The sequence below is a fragment of the Streptomyces sp. NPDC004111 genome, from assembly GCF_042874215.1.
Classification (GTDB): domain Bacteria; phylum Actinomycetota; class Actinomycetes; order Streptomycetales; family Streptomycetaceae; genus Streptomyces.
The window spans coordinates 325,035-341,771 of sequence record NZ_JBIAMU010000010.1 but is presented as its reverse complement, the minus strand read 5'-3'; the positions used below and the strand labels follow the sequence as shown (position 1 = coordinate 341,771).

Here is a 16,737-nt window from a genome sequence, read left to right as displayed (position 1 = left end):
GCCCGACCGCCCGCCCCCGGGACCCGCCCGCGGTGTTCGTGTTCGGGGGGGGGGGCCCGTTGCCCGGGTAACCGGGGGGGGGGGGGGGGCCGGCCCGGGGGGGCGGGGGGGGGGCCCCCGGCCCGCCGCCCCCTCCTTCCCCGCCTCCCTCTCCCCCGCCCTCACATCCCTAGGACAGCGAACAGATGAGCCTCCAGCCGGGCGATGCCCTCACTTCACACAATTTCGGGCTGCAGATCGACGGCGTGATGGTCGAGTACCTCGCCGAGGTCAGCGGCCTCTCCCTGGAGCAGGACGTCATCAGGTACCAGCAGAACAACGGCGCCACCGGCAAGTCCGGTGTGGCGCTGCTGCCCGGCACCCAGAAGGACGGCCAGTGCACCGTCGTGCGCGGTATGACGCAGTCGGCCTCGTTCACGCAGTGGATCAACGACTCGATCAACGGCCGCATGGGCACCGCCCGCAAGAACGCCTCCATCATCGTGATGGACTTCGAGGACAACCCGGTCAAGCGCTACAACCTGCGCAACGCCTGGTGCAGCAAGATCGACACCAGCACGGTGAAGGCGGGCGAGGCATCCGCGCTCACCGAGACCGTCACGATCGTCTTCGAAGAACTGGTCATCGAGTAGTGCGGCGTTCGTCCGCCGGGACCCGGGGCGCCATGGCGCCGGCCGAGGTCCCGGCCGAGGTTTCCGCCGCCCCGGGGGCGCCGTCCGCGCCGGAACCGGCGGTCGCGGTGCGCCAGGAGCGGCTGCGCACCGAGTTCCCCTTCGAGCTGCCGCGCGGCTACGTCGACGACTCGGACGTGGTGCACCGGCACGGCGTGATGCGGCTGTCGACGGCCCGGGACGAGCTGGTCCCGCTGCGCGACGTACGCGTCCAGGAGAACCCGGCGTACCTGTCGGTGGTCCTGCTGGGCCGCGTCATCACCCAGTTGGGGACGCTGCCGATGGTGCACGACGGGATCGTGGAGAACATGTTCGCCTCGGACCTGGCGTTCCTCCAGGACTTCTACCGGCAGATCAACGCGGAGGGCCACACCCGCGCCGCCGTGCACTGCCCGCACTGCTCGGAGCCCTTCGAGGTGGAGCTCGGCGGGAGCCGCCTGGGGGAATCGTGACGTACGCGACCGACCGGCTGCACGAGGAGATCGCGTACGTCGCCTACCACTTCCACTGGAGCCTGGAGACCATCCTGGACCTCGAACACCACGACCGCCGCCGGTACACGGAACGGATCGCGTCCCTGGTGACGCGCGGCCAGGAGGGCTGACGGGTGGGATTCCTGGACCGGTTGCGCGGTCGCCGGGACACCGCGGAGGAGCCGGGCGGCTCCCCGCACGGAGCACCGGCACCGGGCGCGGGAGCGACCGGCACCGACGGCCCCGGGGGCTCCTCCGCGGGGTCCGCGGGGACGGGCGCCGGCAGTGCCGCGTCCGGCGCTCCCGCGGCCTGGCCCGGCCTGCCGCCGATGGCGCGGGCAACGGGCGCGGGGAGCACCGGAGTTGCCGACTCCGGCTTCGGCGGGCGGCTGCCCACCTGGCAGAACCCGTCGTTCACCGCGACGGGGTCGCCCGCCGTGCTCGACGCGAAGACGAGTGCCGGGCTGCTCTCCGGTGCGCTGACGGCGCCGTCCCGGCCGCGTCCGGCCACCGGGCTGGAACAGTCGGCACGGCCGACACCGCTGAACTCTCCGGCCGGCATGCCGCCGGTGCAGCGGATGCCGGTCGCACCCCTGCGGGCGATTCCGGCGGCCGAGGGCACCAGCACCGCTCCGGCACAGCGGATCTCCCCGGAGGCCCGGGTGTCCCCGGAAGGGCCGGGGCGGCGGGTCCGGCCCGTACCCGCCCGGGAGCCGGTGCCCGCGACCTCTCGGACCGGGCGCGGCATACGGGCCACGCCCGTGCCCACGGACGCGCCCCGGCGCCGCGACAACCCGCTGACGCAGGCGTCGTCGGGGGCGGCGGCCGTACAGCGCCGTACCCTGCCCGCCGCCCCCCGTACCACCCGCACCGCGTCGCGGTCCGAGAGCGGCCAGGGGTCTTCGGGCTCGCCCGACACCGAACCGGCCGCCCTTACCGGCCCGTCCGCCGCGTCCCCGGCCGCTCCCGTACGTACGGGGCCGGCCGGGGACGCGGCACGCACCGCGGACGCCCGCACCGCTCAGGCTCCGATCCCTGGTGCCGAGGCCCCCGGTGTGCCGGTCTCCGATGCGCCGGTACGACGCGGAGCGGCCGGTCCCGCCGTGCAGCGGTCCGGCGGCACGCCTTCCGGCCGTACGGCGACCAGCGGTACGCGGTCCGACGCCACGCCTTCCGCCCCTACGACGACCAGCGGTACGCCGGGTGCCCCGGCCCGTGGCGCGGCAGCCGACGGCCCAGGAGTCCGGTCGGCCGCCGCGGCGTCCCCGGGCCCGGCTCCGGCGTCCTCCGCCGCTGCCGCTCCGCCGTCGCCGTCCGCGCCGCCGGTGCAGCGGGCGGTACGGTCCCCGCAGCCATCCCCGGCCGCCTCGGCTCAGTCCGCTTCGCCTTCGGGCAGTGCGGTCGCGGCCCAGCCCAACAACCCTGCTGCGAAAGGCACTTCGGCGCCGCAGGCACGCGCCTCGGCCCCGGCACCCTCCGGCACGTCCGGCGTCCCCGTACGCCCGGCAGCACCGTCCGCCGACCGGGATTCCGGTGGCGCGTCGGCGAGCGGACCGTCACCGCGTACCCCGGCACCGGAGGAACGCGGGCCCTCCGCTCCCGCGTCGGCGCCCGTGCAGCGCAAGAGCGCCACCGCTCCGGACGTCGGCACCGGCGCCCGTCCGACGGCCGCCCGTCCGACGGCCTCCCGGTCCGACTCCGGTGGCCCGGCCATCCCGCCTTCCGTACAGCGCACCGCATCCGCACCCACCACCGGGCCCGCCGCCTCCCGCACCCCCGGTTCCGGCGTCACGACCGGTGGCGGCACCACGGCGGACGCCCCGGTACAACGAGCCGCCAAGGGACAGGCCCGTACGCCGGACAGCGGTCCGACCGGCACCGGGACGCGCCCTGCGGCCACCTCCGGGAGGCGTGCGTCCGACTCGCGCCCCGGAGAGGGTTCTTCCGGCACCGCTTCCGCACCGAAGTCCTCGAAGTCCTCGGCGACGGCACCTTCTTCGGTGCCCGCGCCTCCGCCCATACGCCCCGACCGGGCAGCCTCAACCGCGCAGCCATCGGCAGCCCGCACCGGTGACGGCGGGACGGTCAACTCCCCTTCTTCCCAGTCCACTTCGCCGGGTAGGTCCGCCGCACCCGCTCCCGTGCAGCTGAAGCGCGCACAGCCCGCGGACGGGCGCGGGTCCGCGGAGAGCCCCGGCCCCGGTTCCTCGGCCGCCTCCTCCGGGCCGTCGTCCGCCCGTACTCCGGACAGCCCCCGTCCCGTGGAGCGCGCCGACCGGCACCCGGCAGCAGCGAACCCGGCTCCGCCCGCCGTTCAGCGTTCCGCACAGCACGGCCCGGGTACGGCGGCACCTCGTCCCGGCACACCGGCCCCCTCGGCGGACCGTTCCGCGCCGGGCGCGCCCGGCGTCGAGCACCCCCGGGCCGCCGGTACCGCGGGCTCCGAGCGCCCCGGCACCACGGCCGCGCACCCGGTCCAGCGGTCCGCCCGGCAGCCGCTTGCGGGCGCCGCCGAATCGACGTCCCCCGCACCCCGCGCGGAACGAAGCGGCACTTCGGCGGGCAGCGGAGCGACCCCGGTCGTGCACCCGCTGCCGCCCGTCCAGCGCAGTGCCTCCGCCCGGCGTCCCGGTCTCGGCGCACCGCTCCCGTCGACGTCGGGAACCGCTGCTCCGGCCCCGGCTCCCCGCGCGGTCGCGCCCGCTTCCACGGCTCCGTCCGTTACTCCGTCCGTTCAGACCTCCCGGGCCGCCGCCGCAGCGACGAACGTGCCCGCCGCGTCACCGGCTTCGCCGACCGCGCCGACGGCCGCACCCAGGGCGCCCGCCCTGCCGACGGCCCCGTCCGCCGGCAGCTCCGCCGTCCCTCCGCAGCCGGCCCCCGCGCCGCAGCCTGCCCCCGCACCTCAGTCGGCCCCCGCGCCGACGGTGGCCCGGCGCCGCTCGCCGCTGGGCGCGCCGCTCCAGGCCGCACCGGCCGACAGCGCACCGCTCGCCGCACCGGGCGGCATGCCCGTCCCCGCGGTCTCCGTACCCCGCACGGCGGGCGCCGCTCCGCCGCAGGTGCAGCGTGCCGTCACACGCACTGCTCCTGCGGCCCCGGCCCCGGCCGGTCCACCGGGCGGTGCGCCCCTGCCGCCCGTCGCCACAACTGTCCTGCCCGTCGCCACAACCGTCCCGCCCGCCGTCACGGCGCCCGTACCTCCTGCCGCCACGGCACCCGCACCGCCGACCGTCACCGCGCCCACGCCACCGGCGGCCCCTACTCCCGCCGCCACCGGTCCCGCCGTCCAGCGGGCCGCCGCCGCACGTCCGGCGGGGGCCGCCTCGGTGGTTCCGCTGCGCCGGGCCGCCCGGTCCGGTGCGCCCGTGCCGCTGCCCGTCGCCCCCCTCAACGCCCCCGCTCCCGCGTGGTCGCCGCCCACCGGCCCCGCGCAGCCGGCACCTTCCGCCGGGCCCGTCGGCCCGGTGGGGCCCGTCGCCGCTCCGGCCGCTGCGGCCGCTCCTGTCGTGCAGCGTGCCCCGGGCGGTTCCGGCGGCTTCACTGGGGCGCTCGCCGCCGCGGCGGCGGCCACCGTCTCCTCGGCCATGAACCGCTTCACCGGTCAGTCGGCCCCGCAGCACGCGCCGCCCGGCGGTCCGCCGCCGCCCTACAGCCCGCCCGCCCCGCAGGGTCCGCCGCCGCCGTACTCGGCCGCCGCACCGGCCAACGGCTCGGCGCCGCCCCCGTACTCGCCGGTCCCCGTCTCCGGCTCCGAGCCGCCGCCCGGGTACTCACAGGCCCCGCCCGGCGGGTTCGACCCGGACGAGCTGACCGACTTCCAGCTCGACGCGCTGACGCACCGGCTGATCGGCCGGATCACCCGGCTCGTCCGTACCGAACTGCGGCAGGACCGGGAGCGGATCGGCCGGCTCCGGGACCCCCGGCACTGACCGGAGCGCTCCTGTCCGCCGCCCGTTCACCTCGTCCGTCCGTACACCCCGTCCGCCGTCCACCGCCCGTCACTCGCCACCCGCACCACCGCCGTCGGTCCCCGTCGCGGAGACCACAGAAAGAGGCCCCGATGCCCCGTCAGGACCCGGGCTCCACCATCTGGTTCACGCTGACCATCGACGGCGAGAGCCTCGGCTACTTCAACGGGTGCGACGGGCTGTCCTCCCAGGTGGAGGTCGAGCACCGGCAGGAGGGCGGCAACAACGGCTTCGTCTGGACGCTGCCGACCCGGCTCACCTTCTCCACCATCCGGCTGACCCGTCCGCTCACCCCGGACACCACGAAGGTCGCCAAGTGGATCTCCTCGGTGCAGACCGGGATCAAACGGCCCACCGCCCAGATCGCGGCGCTGCGGGCGGACGGTTCGGAGGTCGCCCGGTGGGGGCTGATCGACGTACTGCCCGTCAGCTGGCAGGGACCCACGCTCAACCCGGACAGTCCCGCCGTCGCGACGGAGGTCCTGGAGATCGCGCACCACGGCTTCACCGACTGACCGAGGACGAGCGGCCGAGGACGAGAGACGGCCGACGCAGGACCCCACCGGCACCGGAACCGGCGGGACGCAGGACCGCAGAGGAAGACCACGAAGACCCCATGGCCAACAGCAGCAAGGGCGCGGGCAAGAGCCTGGTACGCGCCACCCTCGCCATCCACGAACCGCCCCTGGGCACCAGCACCAACCCGGGCGGGCTGATCCGGACGTTCTCCTTCTCCTTCAACCCGTCCGAGCTCACCATCAGCCGCCGCGCCCAGTGGAAGGTGACGACGGCGCCCGCGGTGCGGGACGGTGCGAAGCCGGAGTTCCTGGGGCCCGATCCGCGCGAGATGAGCGTGGAGATCTTCCTGGACTCCTCGGCCAAGCCGACGAGCAACACCGTGCTCAAGCAGGTGGAGACGCTGCTGGGCTGCTGCGAGACGACCGCCAAGTCCATCGCCGCCGACCAGCCTTCGCCGCCGTGGGTGGTGTTCGAGTGGGGGGCGTTCGCCACGGCGCGCTTCGTCGCGTACGTCTCGTCGGTCGAGGCCTCGTACACCCTCTTCAGCACCACCGGCACGCCCATCCGGGCCACCTGCCGGATGCAGCTGCACGAGATCCCGTCCAAGACGAAGTACCAGAACCCGACGTCGGGGGCGCTCACCGCGCAGCGGGTGCACCGGGTGGTGGCGGGCGACACGCTCCAGTCGCTGGCCTGGCGGGAGTACGGGGACTCCACGGTGTGGCGGGCCATCGCGGAGGCCAACGGGATCGACGACCCGTCCCGGCTGCCGTCCGGTGTCGAACTGGTCCTGCCCGCCGCCGGGGAGGTGCGTCGCTGATGGTGCAGACCGCGTTCTCCAGCATCATCCGGGTCACCGTCGGCGGGGCGAAGCTCCCCGCGGACATCGCCCCGCTGCTCGTCGACGGCTGGGTGGACCAGGGCGTGGGCGTGCCCGCCGCGTTCCGGCTGACCTTCCGCGACCCCTACCGGCTGGTGCTGGGCGAGCTGAAGGCCGAGTTCGGCACGAAGGTGGTGCTCACCCCGGTCGCCGACGGCAAGGGGCTCGGCACTCCGCTGCTGACCGGTGAGATCACCGCGCTGGAGGCCGACTACGACGGGGCGGGCAGTTTCACCGTGATCCGCGGCTACGACTACGGGCACCGGCTGATGCGGCAGCGCCGGGTGGCCGCGTACCGCAACCAGGCCGCCTCCGACATCGCCCGCAAGCTGGCGGCGCAGGACGGTGTGCCCATCGGCAGGATCGACGCGACCAGCGGGCTGTACGAGTTCATCAGCCAGTCCAACGTCACCGACTGGGACTTCCTGGCCCGGCTCGCCGACGAGAACAACATGGTCATGTCGCTGGACGCCAAGGGCCGTTTCCAGTTCGTCGAGCCGAAGTCGTCGGCGGGTGCGCCCTCGCCCACCACGGACGGCGAGAAGAGCGCCTTCGTGCTCCAGGCGGGGCACGACATCCTGCGGCTGCGGGCCGCGGTCACCGCCGCCGACCAGGTCAGCAAGGTCGAGTCGCGGGGCTGGAACGTCACCACCAAGAAGAAGATCACCGAGCTGCGCCCGATCTCCTCGGACAAGGGCATCAGCATCGGCACCACCCCGGGGAAGATCGCCGGGAAGTTCAAGACGGCCAAGCTCGTCGAGACGGCCGTGCCCTACGACCGGCAGTCGGACGTGCGGCACGCGGCGAAGGCGCTGGCGGCCGACGTCACCTCGTCGTTCGCGGAGCTGGAGGTGATCGCGCGCGGCAACCCCGAGCTGCGGCCCGGTGTGCCGGTGGCGCTGGCCGACGTGGGCAAGCCGTTCGAGGGCAAGTACACGGTCACCTCGGTGCGGCACGTGTTCGGCGACGGCGACCACTACGAGTCCTGGGTGACGGTGAGCGGCCGGCAGTGGCGTTCGCTGTTCGGGCTGGCCTCGGGCGGCGGCGCGGAGAGCGGCACCAGGCTGCCGAGCGTGGCGAACGCGCTGGTGACCGATGTGCAGGATCCGTTGAAGCAGGGCCGGGTCAAGCTGACCTTCCCGTGGCTGGACGACGCGTACGTCAGTGACTGGGCGCGCACCGTGCAGCTGGGCGGCAAGGGCGGCGGCGGGATCTTCCCGATGGACGTGGGCGACGAGGTGCTGGTCGGCTTCGACCGGGGCGCCCTGGACCACCCGTTCGTGATCGGCGGGCTCTACAACGGCCGCGACAAACCGACCGTGGTCAGCGACGTGCCGTTGCACGACGGGCTGCGCAAACAGGCCACCCGGCACACCGTGTCCGACCGCAAGGGCAACCGCGTCGACCTGCTCAGCCAGCAGACCGGTGGCCGCAAGCAGGGTGTGCGGATCGCCACCGGCAACGACAAGCTGGTGGTCAATCTGGACCGCACCAAGACGGAGATCACCGTCGACAGCAGCGGCGCCGTCAAGATCAAGGGCGGCCGGTCGGTGTCGGTCGACGCGGGCACCGACCTGACCCTCAGCGCCAAGCGCAACCTGACCATCCGCAGCGGCGGTCAGGTCAACATCCAGGGCGGCGCGATGGTCAGCCTGCGGTCGCTGGGCGGAGTGGTGGGCATCTCGGCCGCGGCTGCCCTCGACCTCAAGGCGGGCGCCGCCGCGATGATCAATGCCGGTGCGGGCGTCATGGTCAACTCGACCGCGAACGTGGGCATCCGGGCGGCCACGCTGATGCTCAACGGCATCGTGCTGGTCAACAACAAGCCGTACCCGATCCCGTGACCGTCACCGCACGCGACGCCCCGCGGCACGCCCCGGACGGCGGGCCCGGCGGCGTGCGGGCCGACGGCCCGCTTCACGTACCCGAAGAACGGGAGATTCCCTGATGGCCGAACAGTTCGTCGGCTCCGGCTGGTCCTTCCCCCTGCGCATCGGCCCCACCGGGGGCATCGCCCTGGTCAGCGGCGAGCGGGAGATCGAGGAGGCGATCCGGCTGGTGCTGGCCACCGCGCCGGGCGAGCGGCCGATGCGGCCGGAGTTCGGCTGCGGGGTGCACGACCTCGTGTTCGCGCCGGTCAACGAGCAGACCGCGGGCCGCATCCAGCACGAGGTGCTGGTGAGTCTGGACCGCTGGGAGCCGCGGATCGAGGTGCACGACGTGGAGGTCACCGCGGGCGGCGACCGGAGCGTGCTGTACATCGACGTCCGGTACTCCATCCGCGGCACCAACAACCCGCGCAGCCTGGTCTTCCCCTTCTACGTCATCCCCTCCCACGAGGAGTCCGGTCTGCCGGGCGCCTCCGAAGGACCGGGCCCCTCCGACGGGCCGGGTGCCGCCCGCGGTCCGGCCGGTCCCGGCAACTCCCCCGAAAGCGAACGCTGATGCCCCTGCCCTCCCCCAACCTCGACGACCGGCGCTTCCAGCAGTTCGTCGACGAGGCCAAGCGCTACATCCAGCAGCGCGCGCCCGAGTGGACCGACCACAACGTCTCGGACCCCGGCGTCACCCTGGTCGAGACGGTCGCGCACATGGCCGACCAGATCGTCTACCGGCTCAACCGGGTTCCGGAGAAGAACCACCTGGCCTTCCTCGACCTGGTGGGCATCACGCTCTTCCCGCCGACCGCGGCCCGTACCGACGTCACGTTCTGGCTGTCGGCACCGCAGGAGGAGGCGATCTCGGTGCCGGTGGGCACGGAGGTGGCCACGCTGCGCACGGACCGCGAGGAGGCGGTCGTCTTCACCACCGAGCGCGAGCTGTCCGTCGTGCCGTGCTCGCTGCAACGGCTGGTGGTGCAGCGCCGGGGCGACTCCGTCACCGACCGGACGGCCGAACTCGCCGAGGGCAAGGACCTGTTGTGCTTCAGCGAGACGCCGGTGCCCGGTGACTGTCTGCTGCTGGGCCTGTCGGCCGCGGCCCCGCACTGCGCGGTCGCCCTCGAACTCGACAGCCGGGTCGACGGCGTCGGTGTGGACCCCCGCCAGCCCCCGCTGGTGTGGGAGGCGTGGACCGAGGACGGCTGGCAGGCGTGCGAGGTCGACCGGGACGGCACCGGTGGTCTGAACCGCCCCGGCGACATCGTGCTGCACGTCCCCGGCGGCCACGTGCTGTCCCGCACCGGCGGCCACGAGGCGGGCTGGCTGCGCTGCCGGGTCACCGAACCGCTGGCCGGGCAGCCCTTCTACTCCACCTCGCCCACCCTGCGGGCCGCCGACGCCTTCACCGTCGGGGGCACCACCCGGGCGGTGCACGCGGAGACCGTGGACGACGAGGCGCTCGGCGAGTCGACGGGCCTGCCGGGACAGCGGCTGCGGCTCGCGCACGCCCCCGTGGTCGGCGACGACCCGCCGCTGCTGCTCCAGACCGCCGGGTACGAGGGCTGGCAGGACTGGCGGGTGGTGCCGCACTTCGCCGCTTCGGGGCCGGGCGACCGGCACGTCACCCTCGACGCGGCGACGGGTGAGATCGCGTTCGGGCCCTCGGTGCGCGAACCGGACGGCAGCCTGCGGCAGTACGGTGCGGTCGCCCCCAAGGGCGCGGTCGTCCGGGCCCGCCGCTACCGCACCGGCGGCGGCCGGGCGGGGAACGTGGCGCGCGGCTCGGTCCAGGTGCTGCGGACGTCGATCCCGTACGTCTCGGAGGTGGTCAACCGTGAGGCGGCGCGCGGCGGGGTGGACGGCGAGACGGTCGAGGAGGCGAAGCTGCGGGCGCCGGTGACGCTGCGCGCCCAGGAGCGTGCGGTGACCCTGCGCGACTACGAGGAGCTGGCGCGCAGGGCCGCCCCCGAGTGCGCCCGGATCACCTGCCTGGCGGGCGAGGAGGGCGAGCACGGCGCGTACGCGGTACGGGTGCTGGTCGTGCCGCAGGCGGTCCCCGACCCCGGGGGCCGGCTCCGCTTCGAGCAACTGGTGCCCGACGACGGCCTGCTGGGGCGGATCACCCGCCACCTCGACGAGCGCCGGCTGATCGGGACCCGGCTCGCGGTGGGCCCGCCGTACTACCAGGGCGTCACCGTCGTCGCCACGGTGCACGCCTTCCGCGGCGTGGACACCGACCGGGTGCGGCGGCAGGCGCACGACGCGCTCTACCGGCACCTCGACCCGCTGACCGGCGGTGCGGACGGGCGGGGCTGGCCGTTCGGCAGGCCGGTCCAGTCCGGCGAGGTGTTCGCCGTGCTCCAGCGGGTGCCGGGCGTCGAGCTCGTCGACGAGGTGGTGCTGCACCCGGCGGACCCGCTCACCGGCAAGCGCGGCGACCCGACCGACCGCATCGACCTCAGGGACCCGGCCCTGGTCTTCTCCTTCGACCACCGCGTCCGGGTCGTCGGGGGCACCTCGTGACCGGCGGCCCGGAGGACGGGTACGGGCCGGGCTCGGCGGGCGACGGGTACGGTCCCACCGGCTCCGGCGGCGCGGGCTCCGCGGGCGGCGGGTACGGCTCGGGACGCACCGGCAGCGGCGGCTCCGACGACGGGCGCGCCGCGGCGGGCGCCACCGGGAGCGGGTACCCGACCGGTCTGCGGGTCGGCGTGGACGGCCTCGGCTCGTCCGCGCCGCTGGGCACCATGCTTCCGGCGGTCTTCGCCGACGACGACCTCGCCCAGCGCTTCGTCGCCGGGCTCGACGAGGTCCTCGCACCGATCCTCAACGTGCTGGACTGCCTCGACCGCTACTTCGACCCGGCCCTGACCCCCGTCGACTTCGCGGCGTGGCTGGGCACCTGGGTCGGCGCCGAGACGGACGGCACCGAGCCGGAGGCCCGGCTGCGGGACGCGGTCGCCTCGGCCGCCGCGCTGCACCGGGTGCGCGGCACCCGGCAGGGTCTCTCCGAGGCCGTACGGCTCGCCTTCGGCGTCACGCCCGACATCACCGAGAGCGGCGGCGCCGACTGGAACGCCCGGCCGCTCGGCCCCTTCCCCGGCGCCCCGCGCCCCCGTCTCCACGTCGCCCTGCGACTGCCCGCGCCGACCACCACCGACGTCCACCGCCTGGACTCCCTGGTCGCCGCGGCGCGCCCCGCCCACATGCCCTACACCGTCGAAGTGACGACTTCCGAAAGGACCCTGGAGCGATGACCGTCCAGAACTGCGCCGAGTGCGGAACCCGCGCGGAACCGGGCCAGTCCTTCTGCGACGCCTGCGGCGCCGTGCTCGGCTGGAACCGGTCCGGCAGTGCCGCCCCCGCCCCCGCCGCCGCGCCGCCCGCCACGTCCGCGGGCTCCTCCGGCGCTCCGGGCGGCGCGGCCTCCGCGTCCGACGGGAGCCCCGGGTGGAACGCCTTCGACCGCCCCGGCCCCGGCGGTACGGGGCTGGCCCCGGCCCGGCGCACCGGGCCGGCCGGCGGCGCACAGCCGCACACCGCGGACGCCCCGCAGGCCCCCGAAGGGGCGGCACGGGAGCACCGGCCGGCCGACCCGGCCGCGCCGGAGCACCGGTCGCCCGAACCCGGGCACCGGGCCGCCCCGCACACCGCCGCCCCCGAGGGGAACTCCTCCGTGGCGGCGCCGCACGGGATGCCCCTGGACCGGGAGGACGACGACACCGTCCCCCGGGACCCGGTCCCCGCGTACGACCCGCCCGCGCCGACGGCACACACCGCGCCGCCCGCGTCGTCCGCGCACTCCGCGCCCCAGGTCTCCGCCGACCGGGCCCGCTCCCTGCTCGTGCCCGTCGACGACCCCGGGCCCGCCCGGGACGCGCCGCCCGCCGTCGCCCCCGTACTGCCCGGCCGTCCCGACGCGGAACGGCCGCACGTGCGCACCCCGGTACCGCCGCTGCACACCGAGGACGGCCCGCCGTGCCGCTGGTGCGCCACGCCCAACCGCGTCGACCGGCACTTCTGCGCCCGCTGCGCGATGCCGCTGGCCCAGGAGACGGCCACCACGGCGCCCGGCCGACTCCCCTGGTGGCGGCGCCTGTTGGGGCGCGGGCAGCGGGACGTGCCGTGGGCGGGCGACCGGCCGCCGCTGCGCCGGGTGCTGGACCGGATCGGTACCTGGATCGGTGTGCTGGTTGCGCTGGCCCTCGTCGCGCTGGCCATCGTCTTCCTGCCCGACGGCATCCGCGCCACCAGCGACCACTTCGCGAAGCGGGCCCCCGTCTCGCCGGACAACATCAAGGCCTCGCACGAGTTCCCCGGACACCCGGCGAAGCTGGTCATCGACAAGCGGAGCAACACCTGGTGGGGGCCGGGGGTCACGGAGTCCGGGCAGGGCGAGTGGGTCGAGGTCGGCTTCACCGAGCCCACCCGGCTGCTGGACGTGATCATCACCCCGGGCGTCTCCAAGCGCCCGGAGAAGATCAACGAGTCGGCGCTGCCGCACCGCGTCCTGGTGACGCTCACCGGCGCGGACGGCAAGACCACCACCCGCAACCTCACCCTCGACCAGGGTGCGGGCCCCCAGCGGCGCCCGTTCCGGGTCGGCGAGGTCACCAAGGTCCGGTTCACCGTCCAGTCCGCGCACGCGGCCTCCGCCGAGAAGCAGGTGGCGCTCGCGGAGATCGAGCTGTTCGGCCCGTCCAGCGCGAGCCGCTTCTGACCCCGTGACCGCGGCGCGGGGCTCGTCCCCCGCGCCGCGGCCGGTGTCCGGCCCCCGGAGCGGTCGCGGTCCGCTCCCGCAGCTCGGTCCGCTCCCACGTCGCAGGCCGGCCGCCATCACGGTCACGGGCGGACCGCGATGGCGGCCGGCCTGCGACAACAGGCATGATGGGCACATCAGTTCCACACGCCCCACCACATGCCGCGCGTCCCCGCCGTCCCAGCGGCCCCGGGGGCCGGGAGGTCAGATACGTGTCACGTCAGATGCTCACCGTCGCAGCGGACGGTTCGGGTGAGTTCCGAACCGTCGCGGAGGCCGTCGCGCGGGCCCGCACCGGCGCAGTCGTCAGCATCGGCCCCGGCCGCTACCAGGAGGCCCTCACCGTCTCCTCCGCGATCACCCTGACCGCCGCCGAGGGCGCCGGCACGGTGGAACTGGCGCCCCGGCGCGGGACCGCGCTGACCCTCACCGGGGACGCCGTGATGGTCAGCGACCTGGTGCTGCGCGGGCACGACGACGAGCTTCCGGTGGTGGACGCGCCGCGCGGGCAGCTCGCGATGGACCGTTGCGAGGTGCACGGTTCGGCGTGGGCGGCACTGTTCGCGCGGGGCAGCGGATCGCTGGCGCTGCGCGAGTGCCGGGTGAGCAACCCGGCGGGCGCAGGTGTCGTCTCGACGTCCGGGAACGAGAGCTTCCTGGAGCACTGCGTGGTGGAACACCTGGGCTCCTCCGGGGTGGTGGCGGGCGAGCGCGGCCGGGTCACAGTGCGGCGCAGCCGGCTGCGCGACGCCCGGGGCAACGGGGTGCTCACCAACGGCCAGGCCCATGTGCTGCTGGAGGACTGCGAGATATCCGCGGCGGACAAGCCGGGCGTCGCCGTGGAGGAGGACAGCACGGCGCGGATGGTGCGCGGCACCGTCCGCGAGAGCGTGGTGGGCGTGTACGTCAGCTCCACGGGGCCGACCGTGCTGGAGGAGGTGACGGTCACCGACACCACCGGCCACGGCTTCGTCCTGGGGGCGGGCAGCTCCCCCTCGCTGACCGGCTGCCGCAGCGAACGCACCGCGGGGCACGGCCTGTTCGTGACCGAGCGCAGCAGGGGCACCTTCAAGGACTGTGTGTTCGCCTCGGCCCAGGACGCGGCGGTCCGGGTGAACGGGTTCTCCTCGCCGGTGCTGACCGGCACCGTCGTACGGGACGCGAAGGCGGTCGGGGTGCTGCTCGACGAGGACTCGGCGGCCGAGTTCGACCGTCTGGAGGTCCGCGACGCGGGCGCCTCGGGCATCGTCGTGCGCAGCGGCGCCAACCCGCTGCTGCGCCGCGCGGCAGTCGTCGGCGCCGCCTCGCACGGGGTGGAGGTCGCCAAGGACGGGCGGGGGCGGCTGGAGGAGTCCGTGGTGGAGGGCTCGGGCGGCTCGGCCGTGCACGTCCGGGGGCACGGCAACCTGTACGTCGGCGGAAGCACCCTGCGCACCTCGGCCGGGGCGGGCGTGCTGGTGGGCGCGCTCGGCACGCTCACCCTGCGGGACACCGTGGTGGAGGAGGCCGCCGCGGCCGGTGTCGAGGTGGCGGCGGAGGGCGAACTGTCCGCCGCGCGGGCCCGGGTCGTGGGCGCGGGCGAGCACGGTGTGCTGGTCGCCGCGGGCGCGCGGGCTTCGCTGAACGCGTGCGAGGTGACCGGCTCGGGCGCCGACGGCGTACGCGTCGAGGGCGCCGACCCGGTGTCGCTGATCGGCTGCACGGTGCGGGACAACCGGGGCAGCGGGCTGCGCCAGGCGGTGCCGGGCGACCGGCTCGCGGTCGAGGGGCTCAGCAGCGCGGGCAACGGGGCTCCGGACGCGTGGGGCTCCACGGCGGGCGCGGAGGCGGCGGGCGACGGGCGGCTGCCCGGCGGAGCGGTGCCGGTGGCGGCGGAACCGGAGCAGGGCACCGGGCCGGTGGCCGAACTGGAGTCGCTGATCGGCCTCGACGACGTGAAGCAGCAGGTGCTGACCCTGATCAATCTGAACCGGCTGGCGCAGCGGCGCGCCAGTCTCGGTATGCCCGCCCCGCCGATGAGCCGCCATCTGGTGTTCGCGGGCCCGCCCGGCACCGGAAAGACGACGGTGGCCCGGCTGTACGGGTCGATCCTCGCCTCGCTCGGGGTGCTGCGTTCCGGGCACCTGGTGGAGGTGTCGCGGGCCGATCTGGTGGCGCAGATCGTCGGCGGCACCGCGATCAAGACGACCGAGACCTTCAACAAGGCGCTCGGCGGTGTGCTGTTCGTCGACGAGGCGTACACCCTGCTCTCGGACGGCGGCGGTTCGGGTGCCGACTTCGGCCGGGAGGCCATCGACACCCTGGTGAAGCTGATGGAGGACCACCGGGAGGACGTGGTGGTGGTGGCGGCCGGCTATCCGAAGGAGATGACCGACTTCCTCGCCTCCAACCCGGGTCTGGCCTCCCGCTTCACCCGCAACGTGGAGTTCACCGACTACACCTCCGACGAGCTGGTCACCATCGTCGAGCGGATGTGCACGGGGCACCACTACGAGCTGGAACCCGCCGCCCGCACCTCGCTGCGCGACCACTTCGAGGCGATTCCGCGCGACGCGGGCTTCGGCAACGGGCGTACCGCGCGCAAGGTGTTCGAGGAGATGGTGGACCGGCAGGCCTCCCGGCTGGCCGGGCTGCCGGAGGTGAACGAGCGGGACCTGGCGGTGCTGACCGCCGAGGACGTGGGCACCACGGTGGCCGGTGAGCGGACCGACGCCGGGGACCCGCTGCTGCGGCTGGACGCGCTCGTGGGGCTCGCCGCCGTCAAGCGGGAGGTGGGCGACCTGGTCAATCTGCTGGCAGCCGCCCGCCGCCGCACCGAGGCCGGGCTGCCCGCCCCGCGCATCAGCAACCACCTGGTGTTCGCGGGCCCGCCCGGTACCGGCAAGACGACGGTGGCCCGGCTGTACGGGGAGCTGCTGGCCTCCCTCGGGGTGCTGCCGCGCGGCCAGTTGGTGGAGGTGTCGCGGGCCGATCTGGTGGGCCGCTGGGTCGGGCACACCGCGCAGCTCACCAAGGAGGTCTTCGAGCGCGCGCTCGGCGGGGTGCTGTTCGTCGACGAGGCGTACACGCTGACCCCGGCCGGGGGCGGCGGCTCCTCGGACTTCGGCCAGGAGGCCGTGGACACCCTGCTGAAGCTGATGGAGGACCACCGCGACGAGGTGGTGGTGATCGTGGCGGGCTACACCGAGGAGATGGAGCGCTTCCTGGGCTCCAATCCGGGTCTGGCCTCGCGCTTCCCGCGGCACATCGAGTTCCCCGACTACTCCTCCGACGAACTGGTCACCATCGTGCGCCAGCACGCCGTCGACAACGGCTACGAGTGCGCGCCCGGCGCGGCCACCGCGCTGCGCACCCACTTCGACGGCCTGCCCCGGGGCCGTACCTTCGGCAACGCGCGGCTCGCCCGGCAGACGCTGGAGCACATGATGACCCGTCAGGCGGGGCGGTTGAGCGCGGTCGCCGCACCGAGCCTGGACGATCTGCGGATGCTGCTGCCGGAGGACCTGCCGGGCCCCCGCTGAGCCGGGCGGCCGGCGGCCCCGGCTCCCGTACGTCCGCGTACCGCCCCACCCCCTCGTACGTCC

The 16,737-nt window shown here is 75.0% G+C and carries 12 protein-coding genes; all 12 read left to right on the top strand.

What is annotated here, in order from left to right; translation table 11 throughout:
• Positions 1-185: 185 nt before the first annotated feature.
• Positions 186-632 carry a phage tail protein gene (locus ACFYVL_RS21590; protein WP_389247103.1) on the top strand — a complete coding sequence of 149 codons (447 nt, stop codon included), beginning with the start codon at positions 186-188 and terminating at the stop codon, positions 630-632.
• Entirely contained in the window at positions 632-1,123 is a 492-nt protein-coding gene (locus tag ACFYVL_RS21585; protein WP_389247101.1) for a hypothetical protein, read from the top strand. The genes ACFYVL_RS21590 and ACFYVL_RS21585 overlap by 1 nt, the downstream gene beginning before the upstream one ends.
• Positions 1,120-1,275 (top strand): DUF6760 family protein, encoded by a 156-nt coding sequence (locus tag ACFYVL_RS21580; RefSeq protein ID WP_389247099.1) that lies wholly within the window; start codon positions 1,120-1,122, stop codon positions 1,273-1,275. Before ACFYVL_RS21585 ends, ACFYVL_RS21580 begins: the two co-directional genes overlap by 4 nt.
• Positions 1,276-1,278: 3 nt before the next feature.
• Positions 1,279-5,076: a hypothetical protein gene (locus ACFYVL_RS21575; RefSeq protein WP_389247097.1), complete on the top strand. Its 3,798-nt coding sequence runs from the start codon at positions 1,279-1,281 to the stop codon at positions 5,074-5,076.
• Between the two features lie 131 nt (positions 5,077-5,207).
• Positions 5,208-5,630, top strand: coding sequence for a phage tail protein (locus ACFYVL_RS21570; RefSeq protein ID WP_389247095.1), 423 nt, complete (start codon positions 5,208-5,210; stop codon positions 5,628-5,630).
• A gap of 101 nt (positions 5,631-5,731) precedes the next feature.
• The gene (locus ACFYVL_RS21565; protein ID WP_389247093.1) at positions 5,732-6,454 is read left to right on the top strand and encodes a LysM peptidoglycan-binding domain-containing protein; all 723 of its coding nucleotides are present in this window, start codon (positions 5,732-5,734) and stop codon (positions 6,452-6,454) included.
• Complete coding sequence (locus ACFYVL_RS21560; protein ID WP_389247091.1) at positions 6,454-8,358, top strand: VgrG-related protein; 1,905 nt, start codon at positions 6,454-6,456, stop codon at positions 8,356-8,358. Before ACFYVL_RS21565 ends, ACFYVL_RS21560 begins: the two co-directional genes overlap by 1 nt.
• 103 nt (positions 8,359-8,461) lie before the next feature.
• Positions 8,462-8,959 carry a GPW/gp25 family protein gene (locus tag ACFYVL_RS21555; protein ID WP_389247089.1) on the top strand — a complete coding sequence of 166 codons (498 nt, stop codon included), beginning with the start codon at positions 8,462-8,464 and terminating at the stop codon, positions 8,957-8,959.
• Positions 8,959-10,917 (top strand): putative baseplate assembly protein, encoded by a 1,959-nt coding sequence (locus ACFYVL_RS21550; RefSeq protein WP_389247087.1) that lies wholly within the window; start codon positions 8,959-8,961, stop codon positions 10,915-10,917. Before ACFYVL_RS21555 ends, ACFYVL_RS21550 begins: the two co-directional genes overlap by 1 nt.
• Positions 10,918-11,141: 224 nt before the next feature.
• Positions 11,142-11,651, top strand: coding sequence for a phage tail protein (locus ACFYVL_RS21545; protein ID WP_389247136.1), 510 nt, complete (start codon positions 11,142-11,144; stop codon positions 11,649-11,651).
• Positions 11,648-13,114 carry an NADase-type glycan-binding domain-containing protein gene (locus ACFYVL_RS21540; protein ID WP_389247085.1) on the top strand — a complete coding sequence of 489 codons (1,467 nt, stop codon included), beginning with the start codon at positions 11,648-11,650 and terminating at the stop codon, positions 13,112-13,114. The genes ACFYVL_RS21545 and ACFYVL_RS21540 overlap by 4 nt, the downstream gene beginning before the upstream one ends.
• 263 nt (positions 13,115-13,377) lie before the next feature.
• Positions 13,378-16,674: a right-handed parallel beta-helix repeat-containing protein gene (locus tag ACFYVL_RS21535; protein WP_389247134.1), complete on the top strand. Its 3,297-nt coding sequence runs from the start codon at positions 13,378-13,380 to the stop codon at positions 16,672-16,674.
• The last annotated feature ends 63 nt before the right edge of the window (positions 16,675-16,737 follow it).

Coding starts and splice junctions, on each gene's coding strand:
- ACFYVL_RS21590 (WP_389247103.1), top strand. CDS start 186: ATGAGCCTCCAGCCGGGCGATGCCCTCACTTCACACAATTTCGGGCTG.
- ACFYVL_RS21570 (WP_389247095.1), top strand. CDS start 5,208: ATGCCCCGTCAGGACCCGGGCTCCACCATCTGGTTCACGCTGACCATC.
- ACFYVL_RS21565 (WP_389247093.1), top strand. CDS start 5,732: ATGGCCAACAGCAGCAAGGGCGCGGGCAAGAGCCTGGTACGCGCCACC.
- ACFYVL_RS21560 (WP_389247091.1), top strand. CDS start 6,454: ATGGTGCAGACCGCGTTCTCCAGCATCATCCGGGTCACCGTCGGCGGG.
- ACFYVL_RS21555 (WP_389247089.1), top strand. CDS start 8,462: ATGGCCGAACAGTTCGTCGGCTCCGGCTGGTCCTTCCCCCTGCGCATC.
- ACFYVL_RS21550 (WP_389247087.1), top strand. CDS start 8,959: ATGCCCCTGCCCTCCCCCAACCTCGACGACCGGCGCTTCCAGCAGTTC.
- ACFYVL_RS21545 (WP_389247136.1), top strand. CDS start 11,142: ATGCTTCCGGCGGTCTTCGCCGACGACGACCTCGCCCAGCGCTTCGTC.
- ACFYVL_RS21540 (WP_389247085.1), top strand. CDS start 11,648: ATGACCGTCCAGAACTGCGCCGAGTGCGGAACCCGCGCGGAACCGGGC.
- ACFYVL_RS21535 (WP_389247134.1), top strand. CDS start 13,378: ATGCTCACCGTCGCAGCGGACGGTTCGGGTGAGTTCCGAACCGTCGCG.